The sequence below is a fragment of the Bacillus sp. FSL P2-0069 genome (assembly GCF_038593315.1).
In the GTDB taxonomy this organism is placed as follows: Bacteria; Bacillota; Bacilli; order Bacillales; family Bacillaceae; genus Bacillus; species Bacillus safensis.
Map to the genome: position 1 here is coordinate 2,187,544 of NZ_CP151984.1, position 19,253 is coordinate 2,206,796.

Annotated in this window: 25 protein-coding genes and 1 riboswitch; of the genes, 8 read left to right on the forward strand and 17 right to left on the reverse strand. The window is 41.5% G+C overall.

Annotated features, from left to right (window positions below; all coding sequences use genetic code 11):
- Positions 1 to 154: 154 nt before the first annotated feature.
- Complete coding sequence (locus NSQ34_RS11105) at positions 155 to 1,111, forward strand: DUF1385 domain-containing protein (RefSeq protein WP_034621616.1); 957 nt, start codon at positions 155 to 157, stop codon at positions 1,109 to 1,111.
- Between the two features lie 38 nt (positions 1,112 to 1,149).
- Complete coding sequence (locus NSQ34_RS11110) at positions 1,150 to 1,545, forward strand: SA1362 family protein (protein ID WP_024422959.1); 396 nt, start codon at positions 1,150 to 1,152, stop codon at positions 1,543 to 1,545.
- On the opposite strand, the gene NSQ34_RS11115 is transcribed toward NSQ34_RS11110, so the two are convergent.
- The 3 genes from NSQ34_RS11115 to NSQ34_RS11125 all read right to left on the reverse strand — a co-directional run bounded on the left by NSQ34_RS11115 (position 1,542) and on the right by NSQ34_RS11125 (position 3,878).
- Complete coding sequence (locus NSQ34_RS11115) at positions 1,542 to 2,417, reverse strand: patatin-like phospholipase family protein (protein WP_024427998.1); 876 nt, start codon at positions 2,415 to 2,417, stop codon at positions 1,542 to 1,544. The two genes, NSQ34_RS11110 and NSQ34_RS11115, sit on opposite strands and share 4 nt — an antisense overlap.
- A 104-nt stretch (positions 2,418 to 2,521) precedes the next feature.
- Positions 2,522 to 2,956, reverse strand: a complete 435-nt coding sequence (gene mntR, locus NSQ34_RS11120; RefSeq protein WP_024422961.1) for a transcriptional regulator MntR — start codon at positions 2,954 to 2,956, stop codon at positions 2,522 to 2,524.
- 85 nt (positions 2,957 to 3,041) lie between these two features.
- Complete coding sequence (locus NSQ34_RS11125; protein ID WP_024422962.1) at positions 3,042 to 3,878, reverse strand: biotin/lipoate A/B protein ligase family protein; 837 nt, start codon at positions 3,876 to 3,878, stop codon at positions 3,042 to 3,044.
- A 219-nt stretch (positions 3,879 to 4,097) separates the two neighbouring features.
- On the opposite strand from NSQ34_RS11125, the gene NSQ34_RS11130 reads away from it, so the two are divergent.
- Entirely contained in the window at positions 4,098 to 4,478 is a 381-nt protein-coding gene (locus tag NSQ34_RS11130) for a rhodanese-like domain-containing protein (RefSeq protein ID WP_087978357.1), read from the forward strand.
- 44 nt (positions 4,479 to 4,522) lie between these two features.
- Here NSQ34_RS11130 and gcvPB read toward each other — a convergent pair whose 3' ends face one another.
- The 3 genes from gcvPB to gcvT are packed head-to-tail and all read right to left on the reverse strand — an operon-like array spanning position 4,523 to position 8,436.
- Positions 4,523 to 5,983 carry an aminomethyl-transferring glycine dehydrogenase subunit GcvPB gene (gene gcvPB, locus NSQ34_RS11135; RefSeq protein ID WP_041106844.1) on the reverse strand — a complete coding sequence of 487 codons (1,461 nt, stop codon included), beginning with the start codon at positions 5,981 to 5,983 and terminating at the stop codon, positions 4,523 to 4,525.
- A complete protein-coding gene (gcvPA, locus tag NSQ34_RS11140; RefSeq protein ID WP_125586570.1) occupies positions 5,976 to 7,322 on the reverse strand; it encodes an aminomethyl-transferring glycine dehydrogenase subunit GcvPA in 1,347 nt (448 codons plus the stop codon). Before gcvPA ends, gcvPB begins: the two co-directional genes overlap by 8 nt.
- Positions 7,323 to 7,338: 16 nt before the next feature.
- On the reverse strand, positions 7,339 to 8,436 hold the full coding sequence (gcvT, locus tag NSQ34_RS11145; protein ID WP_024427995.1) for a glycine cleavage system aminomethyltransferase GcvT: 1,098 nt from the start codon (positions 8,434 to 8,436) through the stop codon (positions 7,339 to 7,341).
- A gap of 201 nt (positions 8,437 to 8,637) precedes the next feature.
- A riboswitch (glycine riboswitch) is annotated at positions 8,638 to 8,744 on the reverse strand.
- Between the two features lie 253 nt (positions 8,745 to 8,997).
- Between gcvT and NSQ34_RS11150 the strand changes: the two genes are divergently transcribed.
- The 4 genes from NSQ34_RS11150 (at position 8,998) to sinR (ending at position 12,195) form a co-directional block, all read left to right on the forward strand.
- On the forward strand, positions 8,998 to 10,668 hold the full coding sequence (locus tag NSQ34_RS11150) for an SNF2-related protein (RefSeq protein WP_024427994.1): 1,671 nt from the start codon (positions 8,998 to 9,000) through the stop codon (positions 10,666 to 10,668).
- A gap of 14 nt (positions 10,669 to 10,682) precedes the next feature.
- Positions 10,683 to 11,480, forward strand: a complete 798-nt coding sequence (locus NSQ34_RS11155) for a YqhG family protein (RefSeq protein WP_024427993.1) — start codon at positions 10,683 to 10,685, stop codon at positions 11,478 to 11,480.
- Between the two features lie 181 nt (positions 11,481 to 11,661).
- Positions 11,662 to 11,826: an anti-repressor SinI family protein gene (locus tag NSQ34_RS11160; protein WP_073206269.1), complete on the forward strand. Its 165-nt coding sequence runs from the start codon at positions 11,662 to 11,664 to the stop codon at positions 11,824 to 11,826.
- A gap of 33 nt (positions 11,827 to 11,859) precedes the next feature.
- Positions 11,860 to 12,195, forward strand: a complete 336-nt coding sequence (sinR, locus tag NSQ34_RS11165) for a transcriptional regulator SinR (RefSeq protein ID WP_024422969.1) — start codon at positions 11,860 to 11,862, stop codon at positions 12,193 to 12,195.
- 67 nt (positions 12,196 to 12,262) lie between these two features.
- Here the strand turns inward: sinR and NSQ34_RS11170 are convergent, their stop codons facing one another.
- The 3 genes from NSQ34_RS11170 to tapA are packed head-to-tail and all read right to left on the reverse strand — an operon-like array spanning position 12,263 to position 14,270.
- A complete protein-coding gene (locus tag NSQ34_RS11170; RefSeq protein WP_024422970.1) occupies positions 12,263 to 13,063 on the reverse strand; it encodes a TasA family protein in 801 nt (266 codons plus the stop codon).
- A gap of 54 nt (positions 13,064 to 13,117) precedes the next feature.
- Positions 13,118 to 13,690: a signal peptidase I gene (locus NSQ34_RS11175; RefSeq protein WP_024422971.1), complete on the reverse strand. Its 573-nt coding sequence runs from the start codon at positions 13,688 to 13,690 to the stop codon at positions 13,118 to 13,120.
- A gap of 52 nt (positions 13,691 to 13,742) precedes the next feature.
- Positions 13,743 to 14,270, reverse strand: a complete 528-nt coding sequence (gene tapA, locus NSQ34_RS11180; RefSeq protein WP_041117967.1) for an amyloid fiber anchoring/assembly protein TapA — start codon at positions 14,268 to 14,270, stop codon at positions 13,743 to 13,745.
- Between the two features lie 299 nt (positions 14,271 to 14,569).
- Between tapA and NSQ34_RS11185 the strand changes: the two genes are divergently transcribed.
- Positions 14,570 to 14,848 carry a DUF3889 domain-containing protein gene (locus NSQ34_RS11185; protein ID WP_061109527.1) on the forward strand — a complete coding sequence of 93 codons (279 nt, stop codon included), beginning with the start codon at positions 14,570 to 14,572 and terminating at the stop codon, positions 14,846 to 14,848.
- Positions 14,849 to 14,882: 34 nt separating this feature from the next.
- Here the strand turns inward: NSQ34_RS11185 and NSQ34_RS11190 are convergent, their stop codons facing one another.
- Genes NSQ34_RS11190 through comGA form a run of 8 tightly spaced genes read right to left on the reverse strand, consistent with a single transcriptional unit; the run spans position 14,883 to position 19,094 of the window.
- Complete coding sequence (locus NSQ34_RS11190; RefSeq protein ID WP_024422974.1) at positions 14,883 to 15,077, reverse strand: YqzE family protein; 195 nt, start codon at positions 15,075 to 15,077, stop codon at positions 14,883 to 14,885.
- Between the two features lie 59 nt (positions 15,078 to 15,136).
- Complete coding sequence (gene comGG / locus NSQ34_RS11195; protein ID WP_041117969.1) at positions 15,137 to 15,520, reverse strand: competence type IV pilus minor pilin ComGG; 384 nt, start codon at positions 15,518 to 15,520, stop codon at positions 15,137 to 15,139.
- Entirely contained in the window at positions 15,517 to 16,044 is a 528-nt protein-coding gene (gene comGF, locus NSQ34_RS11200; protein ID WP_264315971.1) for a competence type IV pilus minor pilin ComGF, read from the reverse strand. Before comGF ends, comGG begins: the two co-directional genes overlap by 4 nt.
- The gene (gene comGE / locus NSQ34_RS11205) at positions 15,956 to 16,270 is read right to left on the reverse strand and encodes a competence type IV pilus minor pilin ComGE (RefSeq protein WP_264315972.1); all 315 of its coding nucleotides are present in this window, start codon (positions 16,268 to 16,270) and stop codon (positions 15,956 to 15,958) included. Before comGE ends, comGF begins: the two co-directional genes overlap by 89 nt.
- On the reverse strand, positions 16,254 to 16,700 hold the full coding sequence (comGD, locus tag NSQ34_RS11210) for a competence type IV pilus minor pilin ComGD (protein ID WP_176966991.1): 447 nt from the start codon (positions 16,698 to 16,700) through the stop codon (positions 16,254 to 16,256). The genes comGE and comGD overlap by 17 nt, the downstream gene beginning before the upstream one ends.
- Positions 16,693 to 16,986 (reverse strand): competence type IV pilus major pilin ComGC, encoded by a 294-nt coding sequence (gene comGC, locus NSQ34_RS11215; RefSeq protein ID WP_024422977.1) that lies wholly within the window; start codon positions 16,984 to 16,986, stop codon positions 16,693 to 16,695. The genes comGD and comGC overlap by 8 nt, the downstream gene beginning before the upstream one ends.
- 16 nt (positions 16,987 to 17,002) lie before the next feature.
- Positions 17,003 to 18,043, reverse strand: a complete 1,041-nt coding sequence (comGB, locus tag NSQ34_RS11220; RefSeq protein WP_034280202.1) for a competence type IV pilus assembly protein ComGB — start codon at positions 18,041 to 18,043, stop codon at positions 17,003 to 17,005.
- Entirely contained in the window at positions 18,024 to 19,094 is a 1,071-nt protein-coding gene (comGA, locus tag NSQ34_RS11225) for a competence type IV pilus ATPase ComGA (protein WP_041117979.1), read from the reverse strand. Before comGA ends, comGB begins: the two co-directional genes overlap by 20 nt.
- Between the last annotated feature and the right edge of the window lie 159 nt (positions 19,095 to 19,253).

The window sequence follows — 19,253 nt, forward strand, 5'->3', positions numbered from 1 at the left end:
AAAATTTTTAAAACAGGGTATACTGGCTAAAAAGAGGTAGATAGAATTCTAGTAGATAATCGACCTGTGAGCTAGTGATTTCCCCTCATTTCCTGTACAATAAAGGTATAAGGAAATGCATGTAAATTACAGGAAACAGGCAGGTTGATGAAATATGTCCAATCAAACAAAACCTCCAGCTTATGGAGGGCAGGCAGTTGTCGAAGGTGTCATGTTCGGAGGTAAGAAGAACTATGTGACAGCGATTCGGCGAAAGGACCAGTCCATTGAGTTTTTGAAGCTTCCCCGGACCTCCAATAAACGAACCGCCTTTCTCAAGAAAATCCCCTTTGTCAGGGGTGTTGCTGCACTTGTTGAAGCAAGCGCAAACGGCAGTAAGCACTTAAACTTCTCCAGTGAGCGATATGACTTAGATCCTTCTGAAGATCATACTCTTGAAAAAGAACAAAAAAGCTCGAAATTATCCATGATCTTCGGCATTGCTGTGATCGGAGTTCTCTCTCTACTCTTTAGTAAATTTGTCTTTACCCTGGTACCTGTCTTTTTAGCAGAGCTTGTGCGTCCCATCTTTTCAGGGAATTTCGCACAAATCGCAGTGGAAACATTCTTCAAATTGGTCCTTTTATTAGGCTATATTTACTTTATTTCCATGACCCCTTTAATTAAAAGAGTATTTCAATATCATGGGGCAGAACATAAAGTCATAAACTGCTATGAACAGAACCTTGACATCACAGTGGAAAATGTCCAAAAGCAATCCCGTCTGCATTATCGATGCGGCAGCAGCTTTATTTTATTCACTGTCATTGTCGGGATGTTCGTCTATTTACTCGTACCGACAGATCCTTTATGGGTGAGAGTTCTGAACCGCTTGGCACTTATTCCGGTTGTTCTGGGCATTTCATTTGAAGTGCTTCAATTCACGAACAAACTCCGAGAAGTGCCTGTGCTTAAAGCGCTTGGCTATCCTGGCCTTTGGCTGCAATTGCTCACAACAAAAGAACCTTCTGACGATCAAGTCGAGGTAGCCATTGCAAGTTTTAATGAACTTCTTCGTTTAGAGGAAGTATCTCTGAAACAAGCGTCAGATTCTGCTCATCAAGTGATCTAACTTATAAATCCGGTAAATTCCTTCGGAGGTGGACAGTTATGAATCGCCGAGTACATCCTGCTTTTACCATTATTTTCGCTTTAGGTGTTTTGGGATTTGTGTACTTACTCACAACGAACCCAGGCAGACTTTTTACCATGCTGCTGTCTGTTGTGATCATTGGAGCGGTTTTGTTTTTCCTATTTAGATGGCTGATGAATCGAAGAACTGGAACAGAGGGCAATCTTTATCGTAAAGCAGTCAAACAATCAAAACGTCGCTACCAGCAGCCTAAACCAAAAACGAAAAGCCAGATGAAAAATCGGGTCACTCATTTGCGAAGCGTGCCGACTGACCACAAGTCTAAGCCCGTCCTTCTCAAAAAGAAAAGCCAAACACATTTGACTGTGATTGAAGGCAAGAAAAACAAAAAGAAGAATCGCGCCTTATTTTAAAATGTCCAGCTTTTTAAAAATTGCTCGGCCTTCTGTCTGCCTAGATCGACGAGCGCCTTTTTCTTTTCTGTCATGAGTTGAAAATCAGTGGCAATGACGTGTTCTACAGGAATAAAAATAATATGACGTTCGTGTTTTGTGGCGATATGTCTTTCGTCATGAGCACCACGCATCGTTTCAAAAAGAGCGCCAAACAGTTCAAACGCATTGCGGATGGAGTGTTGAGGGCGTTCTTTTTCGTTTGGCGTTAATGTGACACCGACGAACGGTCTTTTTTTCTCTTCAGCAAACAGCCAAATTGGAAAATTGCTCAGCACTCCTCCATCTACAATGGTACAAATGCCTTTTGAAGACTTCAGTTTGACAGGTTCGAAAAAATACGGCAGGCTGCAGCTCATTCGAATGGCCCTCGCCACGGAAAACCGTTCTGGATTTAATCCATATGAAGGAAGGTCGTCTGGCAGCACAAGGATTTTTCCATTCGTTAAATCGGACGCAACGATTTTCAGTGAATCTTTTTTGAGGTCTCCAAACACGGTGACCCCCTTTCGTTTTAGCACATCGGTCAGCCATTTTTCCAGCCGGTCTCCTTTATAAAGACCGAGACGCCAGTAAATGGATACCCACCTGAGCATTTTAAACGGGATGAATTGACATCTCCTATCAAGCAATTGATGCTCATCCATTTCATCTAAAAGCGTGCGAATTTCCTTGCTTGTAAAACCTGCTGCGATGAGTGAAGCAATGATTGCTCCAGCACTTGTACCAGCAAGACGGACAAATTGAAATCCTCTCGCTTCAAGCGCTTCATAGGCACCTGCAAGCGCTGCCCCCTTAATGCCTCCACCTGAGAACACACCATCTATCTTCATCAAGGAGCCCCCTTTGATTTCACGCTAATAATAGTGTAGGAGCTTTTGCTTTCAATTAGAACTTTAATCAAAAAGGACACCCATGCTGAGGGTGTCCTTTTTGATTAAGATTCTTGATTTGTTTGTTCGTTTTTCTTTTGAATCGCTTTCAGCTGAACAGATCGCTCATCGTTTTCTTCAAAAAATTGAACGAGATCGCCGATGCGGTCAATACTATTCCAGCTGAGATGATGTTCAATGCCTTCTACATCATCATAAATTTTCTCTTCATCTACACCAATGATTCTTAAAAATTGCTCTAGCAGTTCATGTCTGTATACGAGACGTTTTCCAATTTTTTTGCCTTTCGGGGTTAAAATTAGACCACGATACTTCTCATAAATGAGGTATTCATCTTTATCTAGCTTCTGAACCATTTTTGTTACAGAGGAGGGATGGACAGCGAGTGCTTCTGCAATATCAGAGACTCTGGCATATCCTTTATCTTCTATCAGCATATAAATTTGTTCAATGTAATCTTCCATACTAGGTGTAGTCATAAAACCCCTCCATAATGCACCTTTACTTAATAATCAACCCAATTCTACACCATCGTTCATTAAAAAACAAGGAGTGTCCTTCGGCTTAACGCTTGTAATTCCAATCATCTGAGGCATATTTCGTTTTGGCGAGATGATGGACAAACGCTAATTCTTCATCTGTCAGCTCATAAGGTTCAAGCTCAATATTTAATCCTTTTTCAAACCCTCTTTTAAACGCAGCACGCGCATCGTCTATTGTACATGTTCGGTCTGAGATTTCATTGATGGCAACCGCTTTGTTTTTAAAGCTTCGCTGCATCCGCTCTCTCACCCGGTCGTTTGGATAAAGGAACAAATCGAACAATTTGTCCTCATCAAGGTCAATTAAAATAGATCCATGCTGGAGAATGACACCTTTTTGTCTCGTCTGAGCACTGCCCGCTACCTTTCTGCCTTCTACTACAAGCTCGTACCAAGAAGGGGCATCAAAGCATACAGATGATCTTGGGTTCTTTAAGCTTTCCTTTTCTTTATCTGTACGAGGAATGGCAAAATACGCATCGAGTCCCAGCTCTTTAAAGCCCTCTAAAATGCCTTCTGAAATAACGCGGTACGCCTCTGTCACCGTCGCTGGCATTTCTGGATGTTCCTCTGACACAATCACGCTGTAGGTCAGCTCCTGGTCATGAAGTACTCCCCGTCCTCCGGTTGGTCTGCGGACAAATCCAAGACCATATCGCTTGACGGCTTCTAGGTTGATTTCTTTTTCAACGTTCTGAAAATACCCAACAGATAATGTCGCCGGATTCCATCCATAAAAGCGGATAACAGGCGGAATGAGCTTCTCGCTATGCCAATAAAGCAAGGCTTCGTCCATTGCCATGTTAAAGGCAGGGTCTTGGTTTCCTGAATCAATGAAACACCATTTCTCTTTTTGCATATAAAATCCCTTCTCTTTTACGTAGTCAATGTTAGATGATGGTGGTGACCACCGGTTTTCTCTCTTCATCAGTCTATCAAATAGGGACGGAATTGAAAATAATTCTTACCATTTATGATGACAAGTTTCTTATGCTTTACTATAATAGTATTTGTCTAAAACGTACCATCAGACAGGCTACTGTGCTGATGCTCAAGAAGGAGTCGAGTTGTATTGTCAATATTCAACTATATCGTCCTCGCACTTTGTGGACTTTTCGTTCTTTATTCCATCGGCAGCTACATTTATCAGCAGCGTATTATGAAAACGCTGACGGAAGAAGAATTTATTAAAGGTTACCGCAAAGCCCAGCTCATTGATGTGAGAGAGCCAAATGAGTTTGAAGGCGGACATATTTTAGGGGCAAGAAATATCCCCCTTTCCCAACTAAAGCAGCGCAAAAATGAAATACGTCCTGACAAGCCTGTTTATCTCTATTGTCAAAATAATTTTAGAAGCGGAAAAGCAGCCCAAACTTTACGTAAAAACGGCTGCCGTGAGATTTATAATTTAAAAGGCGGCTTTAAAAAATGGGGCGGCCGCATTAAAACGAAGAACTAACTAAAAAGACTCTGGGAGCATGATTCCCCCTGAGTCTTTTTTCTTTATTTTCTTTCAAAAACGAGAACTGGATTCCGTGCGGCCTTTGTTTCATCCATACGTTTGACAACCGTTGTATGCGGCGCTTCCTGCACCACTTCAGGATTCTCTTCTGCTTCTTTCGCTATCTGAATCATTGCTTCGATGAATGCATCAAGTGTTTCTTTTGATTCTGTTTCAGTCGGTTCAATCATGATACATTCCTCTACATTGAGCGGGAAGTAGATCGTTGGCGGATGGTAGCCGAAATCAAGTAATCGTTTGGCAATATCCAGTGTCCGCACACCTAATTTTTTCTGACGTTTACCTGAAAGGACAAATTCATGCTTACAGTGACGATCAAACGGCAAATCATAATGAGCACTTAAGCGGCGCATCATATAGTTCGCATTTAACACGGCATTATCGGTTACAGCCTTTAAGCCGTCTGGCCCCATAGAGCGGATGTACGCATAGGCTCTGACGTTAATGCCAAAGTTGCCATAGAATGGCTTCACGCGCCCAATTGATTCTGGACGGTCATGATCAAAGTAAAAACGGCCTTCCTTCTTCACAAGCACCGGCTTTGGTAAATACGGAATTAATTCCTTTTTAACGCCAACAGGACCTGAGCCAGGACCTCCGCCTCCGTGCGGGCCTGTAAAGGTTTTGTGAAGATTTAAGTGGACAACGTCAAATCCCATATCTCCTGGTCTTGCTCTGCTTAAAACAGCGTTCAAGTTGGCTCCGTCATAATAAAGCTTACCGCCAGCTCCGTGAACGATTTCAGCCATTTCTAAAATATTTTCTTCAAAGAGGCCTAGTGTATTCGGGTTTGTAAGCATTAAAGCAGCTGTTTCTTCATTAACAACGCGGCGTAAATCTTCTAAATCAACAAGCCCGTTTTCGTCAGATGCGACGGTAATGGTTTCAAATCCAGCGACTGTCGCAGATGCCGGGTTCGTTCCATGAGCAGAATCAGGCACAATGACTTTTGTACGCTGATGATCTCCCCTTGCTTCATGATACGCACGGATCATCATGAGCCCCGTCCACTCGCCATGTGCTCCTGCCGCCGGCTGTAATGTCACAGCGTCCATTCCCGTAATTTCTTCAAGATGTTCACCTAGATCGTATAGTAATTCTAATGCACCTTGCACAGTGTCTGCCTCTTGTAGCGGATGAACCTGCGAGAACCCTGCAAGGCGTGCAACCTTTTCATTAATCTTTGGATTATATTTCATCGTGCATGAGCCAAGAGGATAAAATCCGGAATCAACCCCATGATTGCGTCTTGATAATGCTGTATAATGACGCATAATATCAAGCTCAGATACTTCAGGAAGCTCAGCATCCTCATCACGGATGTACGTCTCATCAAATAAAGACGGGATCTCCTGTTCAGGTACATCTAAATCAGGCAGGCTGTACCCTATTCTTCCTTCTTTAGATAATTCAAAAATAAGCGGCTGATCTTGTTTATTCATGGCGATCCCCCAATTCCTTGATAAACGTATCAATTTCTTCTTTTGTTCTTAGCTCTGTCACGGCTACAAGCATGTGCTGCTGAAGCTCTGGGTAGTCTAGCCCCAAGTCGTAGCCGCCGATGATTCCTTTTTCAAGCAATCGTTTATTGGCTTCTTTCACAGGCTCCTGTAACTTGATCACAAATTCATTAAAATGAGCCCCTTCTACATCCGCCTGCAGTCCATATTTTTCTGCCTGTTTCTTGGCATAGTGGGCTTTTTGCACGTTTTGATAGGCGATATCTTTTATGCCTGTTTTCCCTAGTGCCGTCATGGCAACAGAAGCAGCTAATGCATTTAATGCTTGGTTTGAGCAAATATTTGACGTCGCTTTATCTCTTCGAATGTGCTGCTCACGCGCTTGAAGGGTCAGAACAAATCCACGAACACCATTTTCATCTTCTGTCTGCCCGACTAAACGACCTGGCACTTTTCTCATCAACTTTTTCGTCACGGCAAAATATCCGCAGTGAGGTCCGCCAAATGCAGCCGGGATGCCGAACGGCTGCGCATCACCAACGACAATATCTGCCCCGAGTTTTCCAGGCGGCGTCAATAGTCCGAGTGCGAGGGGATTGCTAGAGACAATGAATAGGCTTTTTCCTTTATGTGCAATGGGTTCAATGTCTTTTAACGGCTCGACTACACCAAAAAAGTTTGGATATTGCACGAGAACTGCTGCTGTATCATCGCAGACCGCTTTTTCCAATGCAGCTAGATCTGTCTGCCCTTTTTTCGCAGGCACTTCAATAACTTCAATGTTTTGTCCTTTGGCGTATGTTTTCAGCACCGCTCTTGATTCAGGGTGAACCGTTTCAGAAACAACCACTTTTTTCTTCTTTGTGTGTCCCGCAGCGAGCATTGCCGCTTCAGCCAGTGCCGTCCCGCCATCATACATCGAGGAGTTGGCAAGATCCATACCAGTCAGCTCAGCAATCATTGTTTGAAATTCAAAGATCGCTTGCAATTCACCTTGCGAAATCTCCGGCTGATAAGGTGTATACGCTGTATAAAATTCAGAGCGTGAGATCACATGATCGACAATGACAGGCTGGTAATGATCATATACACCTGCACCAAGAAACGATGCATAGGAAACTGTATCCTTATTCTTTGCAGCTAGTCGGGATAATTCCCTGACAAGCGCTGTTTCAGATGCGGCTTCTTTGATGTTGTATGCTCCTTTGAATCTAACTTTCTTTGGGATATCTGAAAAAAGCTCATCAATCGACTGAACGCCGATGACATCCAGCATTTCTTTTTGATCTTGCTCTGTTTGCGGCAAATACCTGTGCTTCATTCTCTATTCCCCCTCGTTATTTGGCTCTTTTATAAAATGGTGTTGCGACGATTTTGGCTTTTAGACGTTTTTTGCGAACTTGTACTTCCACCTCTGATCCAAGCTCCGCCTCTGAGGTTTCGATCAAAGCAAGCCCGACATTTTTCTTTAATGTTGGGGATTGAGTGCCTGTTGTGACAATCCCAACCTGTTTTTCTCCTGAAAAGACTGGATAATCTGTACGCGGAATCCCTTTATCAATCATTTCAATGCCGACAAGCTTTCGCTTCAGTCCCTCTTCTTTTTGTTTTTTAAGTGCAGCTTTTCCGATAAAATCAGCTTCTTTATCCGTTTTGACAGCAAAACCAATTCCGCCTTCTAATGGAGAGATATCCTTTGTCAGCTCCTGGCCATAAAGCGGAAGTCTTGCTTCAAATCTCAAGGTGTCACGTGCACCGAGTCCGCATGGAATGAGTCCTTTTGGCTGCCCCGCTTCTAATAAAGCGGACCAAAGGTGAACCGCATCTTCTGACTGGCAGTAGATTTCAAAGCCATCTTCCCCTGTGTAGCCTGTTCTGGAAACGAGCACTTCTTTATTTGCGACCTCAGCTTTTGATAAAAATGTAAATGGCTTAAGCGATGTCACCTCTTCACCCGCCACCTCTTTGATGATGTCAGCTGCAAGAGGTCCTTGAAGCGCTAGCAAGGCGGTTTGATCAGACATATTTTTGATCAATACATCATCCTTCTCTTGGTGCTTCAAAAGCCAATCCACGTCTTTATCGATATTTGATGCATTGATGACAAGCAAATAGTGATTCTTTTCTTTTTGGTAGACGAGCAGGTCATCTACCGTTCCGCCATCTTCATAACACATGGCTGTATATAGTGCCTTACCGTCTGTCAGCTTAGACACATCATTGGTTAATAACCTTTGTAAAAATGGAAGGGCATCTTGACCTTTGACGTCCACCTCACCCATGTGAGACACATCAAAAAGCCCTGCTTTTGTTCGAACAGCTTCATGTTCTTCTTTAATGGAAGAAAATTGGACAGGTAATTCCCAGCCCCCGAAGTCAATGGTTTTTGCGCCAAACGTTTCATACGCATGAAAAAGCGGTGTTCGTTTCAACATCAATCGTTTCCCCCTTTTTTCTCACAGTGCAAATGCAAGCTGAATTTTCAGAAAAAAATCACAGCAAAAAAGGACAGAGCGCTCCCTTTTATCAAAAAGAAGTCTCTGTCCTTGCACCTGAAAGTTTACAGCACAATATCATTGTGCGTTTTCCCCTTTGGTGGTTTGCTAAAACCCTTAAGCAAACACTCTCCAGAGTTGCGTCCGGTAAGAGTACTTTTGCCTGAGAGATTCACTGAATCATTCAGCTTGCTCCTTCGGCGCCTGCCAGTGCAAAATAACCGCCAAGTCTCTCCCCATACCATCATCCGCTCATATTTTTCACATTTATTGGACATACTATCAAAATGGGTGACTTATTTTCTAGATCACTTATCAACATCCTACCATTAGAAATGGATGAAGAGCAACAGAAAAATCATTAACATTTTTAAAATAACCCTTCGATATCGTTCGCTTTTATTCATATATCTAGTCTTTTAGAGACCTCCAAAAAAATGAAGCGTTTAAAAACAGAACAATTTTATCAGATCCTACTAGAAAGAAAGGCAGGCGACCACATTGAATATTCAAACGATTTTTGATCAGGAATGGGCAAATGAATTTCAGCAGCGGCTTTCAGCAGACGGCCCTTGGGCAAACTGGGATATGTATCGTTTAGCGACGCAGGTTCAAAAAGTCACAGCCATTGATTCATTTGAGGGACTGCAAGCTCCCGCGCACCTGCCTGCATTCACACCTTTAAAGCACCAGCTCGAAGTAGCCAGAAGAGTCGTAGAAGAAATGAATGGGAAAGCCATTCTAGCAGATGAAGTGGGACTTGGAAAAACCGTAGAAGCAGGACTCATTATCAAAGAATACATGATTCGTGGACTTGCCAAAAAGATTCTCATTCTCGTCCCCGCCTCCCTTGTGTCTCAGTGGGTACAGGAGCTGCGGACGAAATTTTATATTGATGCTGTTGAACAAAAAAAGAGCTATGTGTGGGAACAGTGTGACGTTGTCGTTTCCTCTATTGACACAGCCAAAAGACAGCCGCATCGAGACACGATTTTATCGATTGCCTACGATATGGTCATTATCGATGAAGCACACAAACTGAAAAACAATAAAACGAAAAACTATGAATTTGTGAGAAACCTGAATAAGAAGTTCTGCCTGCTACTGACAGCAACACCTATTCAAAACCGGATCGGAGAAATATTTAATCTTGTTTCCCTTCTGAAGCCAGGCCACCTAGGAAATGAACATCAATTTAAAGATATCTTTGCCAAAAAAGACTTGCAGCTTGAAGACCATGACCGATTAAAACAGCTCGTCAATAAAGTGATGATTCGAAACCGAAGACAAGACACAGGCATCGAGTGGACAAAACGGCATGTCAAAACGATTTCTATTGATTTCTCTCCGACAGAACAAGCCTTGTATGATGAAATCTGCAAGCTGAAAGAGAATCCGTCTTATACAAAGCATATGTTTTCCATTATGACCTTGGAACGAGAATGCTGTTCAAGCCGTGAAGCAGTTTATATGACGATTAAAAAAATGCAGGAAGAAGAAAAGCATATTCTCGGATCTTCTGCTATAACGCAAATCATGGAGAAAATCAATCAAGTGGAGCAAAACTCAAAGGCGCTTGAAGTGGTCAAACTCATTCAGCAGTTAAATGAGAAGGTCATTATTTTCACCGAATACCGCGCCACACAAATTTATTTACAATGGTTTCTACAGCAAAATGGCATCAGCTCCGTGCCATTTCGGGGCGGCTTTAAGCGGGGCAAAAAAGATTGGATGAAAGATTTATTCAGAGAACGGGCGCAAGTGTTAATTGCGACAGAAGCTGGCGGCGAAGGGATCAACCTTCAGTTTTGTAACCAAATCATTAACTACGACCTCCCGTGGAACCCGATGCGTTTAGAACAGAGAATTGGACGTATCCACCGCCTTGGCCAAGAGCGAGATGTCCACATTTACAATATGGCAACGAGCGGAACAGTTGAAGAGCATATTTTAAAGCTTTTATATGAAAAAATTCAGCTGTTTGAAAACGTCATAGGCGATTTAGATGATATTTTAACAAGAATTGATATTAAAGATGTCGAAACAGAATTGCATCAAATCCTCTTCCAGCATGAACCAGGCGGAGACATGAAAAAGAAATTAACCCAGTTTGCTTCTTATTTAACTGAAGCACAAACACCACTTTTAGAAAAAAGACAGCAAGGCTCATAAAGGAGAGTTGATCAATGGAGCAGCATGACATTCACACCTTTCTTCTCCGTTTTTTCAAGGCGAATCAATGCAGCATATTAGAAGAAAGTGCAGGACATATGACCGTACAACTGACAATTGAAATGGATAAATTGATTATGAACCGTCCTTTTTATTGGCACTGGCTTGAAAAAACTGGCGGTGTACCTGAACCGCGGCAATTGACTTTGATCACAGATCAAAAAAAAGCGGGTGATACGATCAGTGGTGAATTTATCCATTTCGGCTCCCCCCGGTTATTTCAAATATTTGAGGCGGTCAAAGAGCAGGGCCGTTTTATCCGGCTTTATGAACGAGTCAGCCCGCTCACGAACAACCAGATCGCCCTTGAGCCATGGCTTGGTCTCAATGTAAAAATTTCTTACCTTGCAGACCGGAAGAAGGATAAGCTTTTATCATTAGGCCTTCATCTCATTCGCGGAGAAGTCATTGAACAATTTCAAGAGAAGCTGGAAGCTCGTGAGCTGTCGTCTCAAATTCCCGATTATTGCTTTACGATGAGCACAATGATTAAGCCAGAGAGCGGAATCAAACGGCTCTACAGCCTTATGGAGCATTATGCCCATGAGGAGCCGGACGACTGGGCAGTGCGCGCCGTTCAAAAATGGAAGGAAGACTTCGAACTTTTAAACCAATTTTATGAAGGGACTTCAGACACATCTGTAGAATATGAAATAGAAAGACAAGCACTCAAAACTTTATACGAACCAAAAATCAGTCTTACGATTGAAAATGGCGGACTTTTTTACTTACAGCAAAAAAGAGGAGGTTGACTTATAGTCCCCTCCCTTTTATGTGACATACAATTTTCGATCAGTCTAAAGCTAAGTTTGTCTGTTTGTATTGGGCGGAAACATGACGCAAGCAAACTATGAGGTCTTACCACCTATGTCTTTCCATTTCATGCGTTAAGTGCCTGAAATACATGATTCAGTATTTTAGGAGGGTATTTGTATGGAAAAGAAAACGAACAAATTAGACAGTGAATGGGTTCAATTATTACGCGAAGCTCGCAAGGCAGGACTAACTGTTGAAGAAGTCCGTCATTTCCTCAAATCAAATGAAAAGTCCTCTGAGTCTCCCCCTCTGGTAAGAAGTCATTCTATCAAACCTTTCTGAATGTGCTATAATATCGAAAGGAAGGTGATGACATTGATTGGCCAGCGTATTAAACAATACCGCAATGAAAAAGGCTACTCACTATCAGAACTGGCCGAAAAGGCTGGGGTAGCGAAGTCTTATTTAAGCTCAATAGAAAGAAACTTGCAAACAAACCCCTCCATTCAATTTCTTGAAAAAGTCTCCGCTGTTCTGGACGTCTCGGTTCATACACTTTTAAACGAAAAAGATGAAACCGAATACGATGGTCAATTAGATAGTGAATGGGAAAAACTAGTTCGAGATGCAATGACATCAGGGGTTTCGAAAAAGCAATTTCGTGAATTTTTAGATTATCAAATCTGGAGAAAAAAGCAAGAAGAGGAGTAAAGCGCACGTTTTAGCGCATACTCCTCCAATTGCTATGCAGACCTTGATATCAGCCTAAAGACTGGCTTTATTTTTTATCTTCGCTGTGTGCTTTTTCGTTTTCTTTCACGTAGCCTTTTTCATCCGTATGCTTTTTTGGATTGATCGTTAAACCATTCCACTGAGTCGCTTCGAAGGAAAGATCAATTTGAATCGCATCGCCTTGGTATTTATTTTGGATATAGTGACCAGCTTTATCCTTCGTCTGGTCATTGATAAATTCAATGATCATTTCCATTTTATCGTAATCAAACGGATTCTTTGGAATGCCGTCATACTCTGGAGCCACTGTTCCATCAACAGTTGCTACATTAATTTTCCCACTTTCATGTAAAAACTTCTCATCGACGGCATGACGAAGCTTTTCAAATGCGGTCTGATCCTGTTTTGACGTTAATTGATGCAAGTCAAGCAGGTTTGCATGGTCTAAAATAATATTTTTCGGATAACCATTTCCACCTTCGGCTCCAACCGTAAGAACACTCACCTGAAACTGGCTGAGAAATTCTTCAGCTGTATTTTTACCGCCATTCTTCGCGGAAGATCCATCTGTAAACTGGCTGTAATCAAGACTCATCAGCACTTGGTTTATCGCTAGTGATCCCTTATTATCAAAATGAAATTCTTTCTTGATCCGATCACCAGGTTTTAAGTTCGAAAGGTTGATGGCGCCGGAGTTCTCTTTAGCAGATAAATCCAGCTCTCCTGTCGAGTAGACCGCGTTTGCCTTTTCAATATCATTAAACGCCGCCCATGTTCCCCCGCCAATTAATGCAAGACCTAAAGCCCCTGATAATACACCTAAACGAATTGATTTTTTCATTGCCATGAATAAACCCCCTAATATATTGTTTTATTGAAACCTGATTAGGTTACAAACGATTTAAGCTTGTTCCTCTGAGATATGTACATCAGCCGTGTGTCTACGATGTTTTGCTGCGCCCACAAAATGAATGGTTGAATAAACGAGCAGCATGACACCTGGTATAATAAGGAGCAAAGCAGTTCCAGCTGATGTCCCTGCATACGAAAGAAGCTTTCCTGCATAAGGAATGTTCACTCCCATATACTGCGCAGTTACCTGATCCGCTTTTACCAGCGTACCGTCCTGATACATATTATTGTCACCCTTCGTCTCAAACGCTTTATTTGCACCCTTTCCCTTCACCCCAACAATTCGGTGGGTCACAAAGGACTGATCCTGCTTTGTTTGAAACGTAATAATATCTCCTTTTTTGAGCGTCTCAGGTGAGGCGACCTGTTTTACAACAATCAGTGACCCAGCTGAAAATTCTGGTTCCATCGAACCTGATAATACTTGCTTCAATTGATAACCGAAAATCTGAGGTTCTCCTCCTGTTGTTCTTGATGACAACACGACAATAATAGAGGCTATCATCACCGTGAACACCATCACATAAAGAATACTCCCAGACATTTTCATCCATTTTTTCATAACCCCTTCTCCCCTTCGCCTATCATTTTTTCACTTTAAAAGACAGCTCCATTTAGGACGCCTTTTCTTGACACTTTGAGAGCACCATCGGTTTAGACCAAAAGTACGCCTGATCAGATGCGCCAAACCCTTTAGGATAATAGATTTTAAATGCATAGCTTCCATTTGTTTTTGCTTTTTCTGTCGTGACAGTCGCTGTTTCTTGCGACAACAGGGACTTTATGGACCCCTTTTCAAGAATATGACCATCTTGTAATGGCTTTTGATCATTTCCTATTTTATGTAATTCCCACTTCCATTCAGAGTGCGCAATAGGCTGTCCACTATTTTTTAGTGTCATGCTCAGTTTTTGAGGTGCGCAGACTGTTCCTTCGATCATCGTTTGATCAATAAGCTCCAATTGACTTTGATCCCATTTTTTAGGCTGACAATGCTGATCTGTCTGTTCAAAATTTTCACATGTTTTCATGACAAAGTTTTTGTGCTCGACATCGTTAAAAGAAGCATTCGTTGGTGTCATGATGGAAGACGTCAAAATCAAACAAATGGCACAAAAGAGTACAAAGAGCGACTGTTTCATTCATTCCTTCAACTCCTTGAACTTTTGTTCTTTAAAAAGAACGATTATATACAGTATAAGGAAATACCTATAAAACCCAAAACGTCAAATTAGTCCATTTTGTTCTTAAACAAGAACCATTACGAGAAAATTCTCCCATTTTCTCATTTTTTCACCATATTCAATATTTTTTTGTGTGACATTTGTACTTCTTAAAACTTACATAAAAATGTAGGATTTGGTCAGGATATGAAGAGGTGAGGTGATGTTAAGTGCAATATGGAAAAATCATAATCATGCTCAGTTTACTGCTGAGTCCTATGATGCTAGAGTTCAAACCCGTTGATGCGAGAGGTTTGACTGCCGCCGCAGATCAATGGGAAACGCGGGCAGTTAAAGAAGCAAAAAAAAGATACCCGCTAACGCAAGTATTATTTAAACAAAAAGTATGGGACCGCCACCGCGATAAGGAATCTGTGAAACAGTATCATATTACGTTAAAAGACCATACAAAGGAATTTGGGGTGTTTGTCACCATTTCCTATAATCCTTACTCAAATAAGGTGAATAAAGTGATTGTTGTGGAGGAATACAGCTAAAACGGCATAGAAAAACCGCCTGCTGGGCGGCTTTTTACTTTCGTCGATGGCGCTGGCGTTTTTTAAGCATCATGGATAAGCCAAACGGCAGAACCCCAAATAAACGCTGTGAAAACGGCGGTTTCGTTTCTATTTTTTCTTGTTTGTGTTCCTTCCGTTCGTCACGTGGTGTATTCATATATTTAATGATTTCCTGCGTCATATATTTTACATAGTCATTTGTTTTCAAGCACTTTCACCTCTTCTTCCTTCAAGTCTTACCAGGAAGAGGATGATTTTATACACTGGCTAATCAGGATTTGCCCATCTCATGATTTCACCGGTCTTCCAATCCAGCATCAGTTCACGCTCATCGGATAAACCATCTTTTGTTTTCACCTTCACCAAAACAAGGACAAGCTTTTTCTTTAGATCGCATTTCATCCGCTTCAGTGTCACACGGCCTTCTTCAGTATCAATATGGGTTTTCTGTTCCGCACAAATACGTTCTACTGTGCTGGCAGCTTCACTCACACCCACCCTAAAAAGCTGCTGTTTTTTATAAAAAGAAATCGTCAGCTCTGCACTTTTCAGTTCTTTTTGAAACCCCATCGTTATCGCCCCTAGGATCAAGAGAAAAAATAAAATCGCCGCAAGTACATGCGGATAGATAAACCCTTCCTCCCTTTTCACGATTTACGAACCACTCCTTTATATGTGAAAAAAACGGCTTCATACACTTTACCAGATCCATCTGTGACTTTTAGAATCGCTCTATGCTGACTCGTTCTCACGTGAAATTGTTTCACCTTATGCAATAAAGGAAGATGTCCAGCCTGATCCGTTCGTTTTCGAAGCATCTCTTGGTATGGCTCAATCGTTACCACTCGCCCTTGATCGGAAATATACTCTAACACTTTTCCTCCTTTCACTGATTTCACAGCATCGGCACGACTTAATTCCTCATCTAATTGCAGGACAGTCTGTTTCCATTCCATTTGGGAAAATCGATTGATGTCTTCAAATGGACGAGCTTTCTCAGCTGCTGAAAAGATCAGCCCACAGCCAAAAGAAAGAAATAGAAATAGCTGCAGCTGCCACAAAGCTTGTAAAAGGGTAAAAGCTTTGTCATCGCTCCACATGCCGAAAGCATATGGTCTCTTTTTTTTGTACTTTGTATGAAACACATCCCTTCTGTTTACGCCAATTGAAAACATATATGATCTCGCCTCTCTTCTTTTTGATGGAAGATGTTGTCCCATTTATGAACGCTTCATTCATCTGTTCATGTAAAACCTGATATGCATCAAGCTTGGCTCTCACTTCCTTTTTCCCCATCATGAGTTTTTCATAGGCTGGCATGAGCACTAGGGCAGCAAATAGAAAGAGATGACAGGCAAACAGCGTCTCAAACGTACTAAATCCTCTATTGTTTTTGAACATGAATTCGCCCGCTTCCTAAATAAATCGTCAGTTTATACGATTGACTGCCAAATTCGACAATGAGAGATCCACCGCTGCTTGGATGTCCCTTTGCATTAAAATAGATACCTTGCGAGAATGTAGAAGTTTTGATGCTGCCCTTTTGATGCTGATAAGAAGCAATGACTTCGTTACTCTTTTGATCTATTACCTGATAAGATACATGCGGCGGATGGATCTCAACATGCACACGTGTTTTTTTGATAAATGCAGTATATGAGGCCAATTGAAGATCTTGTTTCATGATGTTTACTTGCCTTTTTGCTTCAGCGTTTTCTATTATATTAGGGATTTTCCCTCCCATGATCGACAATACAATCGATAAAACAAGTAAGATCATCAGCTGTTCAATCAGGGTAAAACCCTTCTCATGTAAAAATAATTTATTCATGCTTCACGTTGCCGTTTTGAATGACAATCGCTTTTCCATTAGGACAAGTTAATCCTTTTTTGACATAACCTTCTTTTTCTAATTCAGCTAAAGATGGCGTCTTCCCATCATGCTCCAATTCATATGCCATCACTTGTGTGCTGACCATTGATTTAAGCCCTTCACAGCCCTTTGCCTGAATAGCTTGGTGATGACGTGTAATATTCGGTATGGTAATGAGTAAAAGAATGGATATTACAAGCATGACTATTAACATTTCTAACAGGGTAAATCCTTTATCATTCATGACTCTGTCCTCCTTCTTACACTTGCTCCATTAGTTGATACATTGGTAAAAGAATAGATAAATACACGATGAGTATAAGAAGTGCTGTTACCCCATAAATAACCGGCTGCAGCCAAGAAATCCATTTTTCAATTTTTAGCTCTGCATTCTCTAATAGAAATTGGCTGTACGTGTACATTTCTCTCGCAAGCATTCCACTGGCTTCACCGTGCTTGATGATGGCTGCAAAATGTTTTTCGAAGAAAGGAGACACGCTTACTTGATGGGCCATGCTTTCTCCTTTTCTTAACTCTTCCATCATTTGTTCACCTATTTCTTGAAGAAAAGGCAGGTAGCTTTGCTGTTTAAAAGCTTGCAAACCTTCGTACATCGATAACCCAGCCTGAAGCAGTCCGCTGAGCTGAAGAGAAAAAAGGTACGTATGCATCAGCTGCATCCCTTTATATAAAAAAGGCAGCTTGCTCATCACCCTCAATTTCTCAAGGGTCGACTTTTTCCTAAAAAAAACAGCATAATATCCAATAAGACAGATACACAGACAACTAGTGATGAGCAGAAAAGCATGAAGGAATTGAAATAATCCAAACATCCCTTGAATCAGCCAAGACATGCGGGTATCCATCGATGAGTACAAAACAGAAAATTGAGGAATGATCATTTGCTGAACGAGTACCAGCACGACCAAAACCGTGAAGATGAGGAAAAGCGGGTAACGTAACATACGTTTAAACGTGTCTAACTGTTTGATTTTTTTCTCTAAAAAACGGGCGCTTTGTTCTAAAGCACGGGCTAGACTGCCATGCTTCTCAGAAAAACATAGTATAGCGATGACTTCCCTCTGAAAATGGAGTCTCTCCAGCACTACATAAAAAGGCTCGCCTTCGTGCAGCCATTGAATACCTAGTTTTAATTGCTGCCGCTGTTGTTTTGATAACTGGATATTCACCATCACTAATGCCTCAATCAATGTATATCCAGCCTGAATTAATTGAGCCAGTTTTGATAGGCATTCAGCTTGATCCTTTTTAGACCATACTTTAGAGGCTCGCTTCTTCATAAACCCAGCGATGGTAAGTGTTTTTTGATAAATAGCCGAGTGCCACTCCTTTACGAATTAATCTTTGCAGTGTTTCATATGACGAGTGAGCATATTCTCCTTTAGCCTCCTTGATACACTCACCAAGCTCTTTTCCGAACAGCAGTTCAAATACATTTGTTCGTCTGATCGGTCGATTTAATTTACAGTAAAGCTGACATCTTTCTCCGCAAAAAGGACAGGTGAGCTCGATTAATCGCTGGGCAGCAATCGCAACCATGGTTTGTTCAAGTTCATTCATCGTGACACCAAATTCAAGCATACGATAAAGGGCTCCTTTTGCATTTTTTGCATGGAGCGTACTCAATACTAAATGGCCTGTCAGTGCTGCTCTAATCGCCGTTCTGGCCGTTTCAGCATCTCTTATTTCTCCTAGCACAATCACATCTGGATCATGTCTTAAAATAGCGCGTAATCCAGCGGCATACGTGATGCCGGCTTTTTCATTCACTTGAACCTGCAGCACTTCTTCATTCCTTGTTTCGACAGGATCTTCAAGGGTAATAATATTTCGGTTAAAATTCTTTTTTGCAAACTGGATCAATGAATATAGTGTTGTTGTTTTCCCTGAATTTGTTGGCCCAGTAAATAAAATGAGTCCATGCGAGTGGTTTAAAAAGGATAATAATCTGGCTGAGGCTTTCGGAAATAATGATAGATGTTTTATTTTCGGAACATGATCCTGCGGTAAAATTCTAATCACTAAGCTCTCATCATTCACTGTCGGCAAGGTAGACATCCGAATAAACACTTGACCGTTTCTTAGCATCACAGCTAGTGAGCCATTTTGCGGCCTCCTTTTCTCCCCGATATCCATAGAAGATAAAAACTTAAAATGTGCAATAAGCCTCTCTCCGCTTTTTTTATCAATGGTTCGCTGCTGGATTAAATCTGAATCAACACGAAATGACACCGAAGCTTCCTTTTCTTTTGGCACAATATGCACATCAGAAGCCCTCATGCGGCATGCTTCTTCTAGCAGCTCTTGCCTTAAATATTCAATCCCATACAAGTGGATCACTCCTTTCTCTGATCACATTGTAGAATGGCGGAACGTGAATGACAAAAGAGCAATTTATGATTTTCATGACTAATCAATGATGAAAACCCTCAACTCACGATGCATTACATCATTTTTTAGAAAAGAGCATATAAAAAAACCTGACTTTTA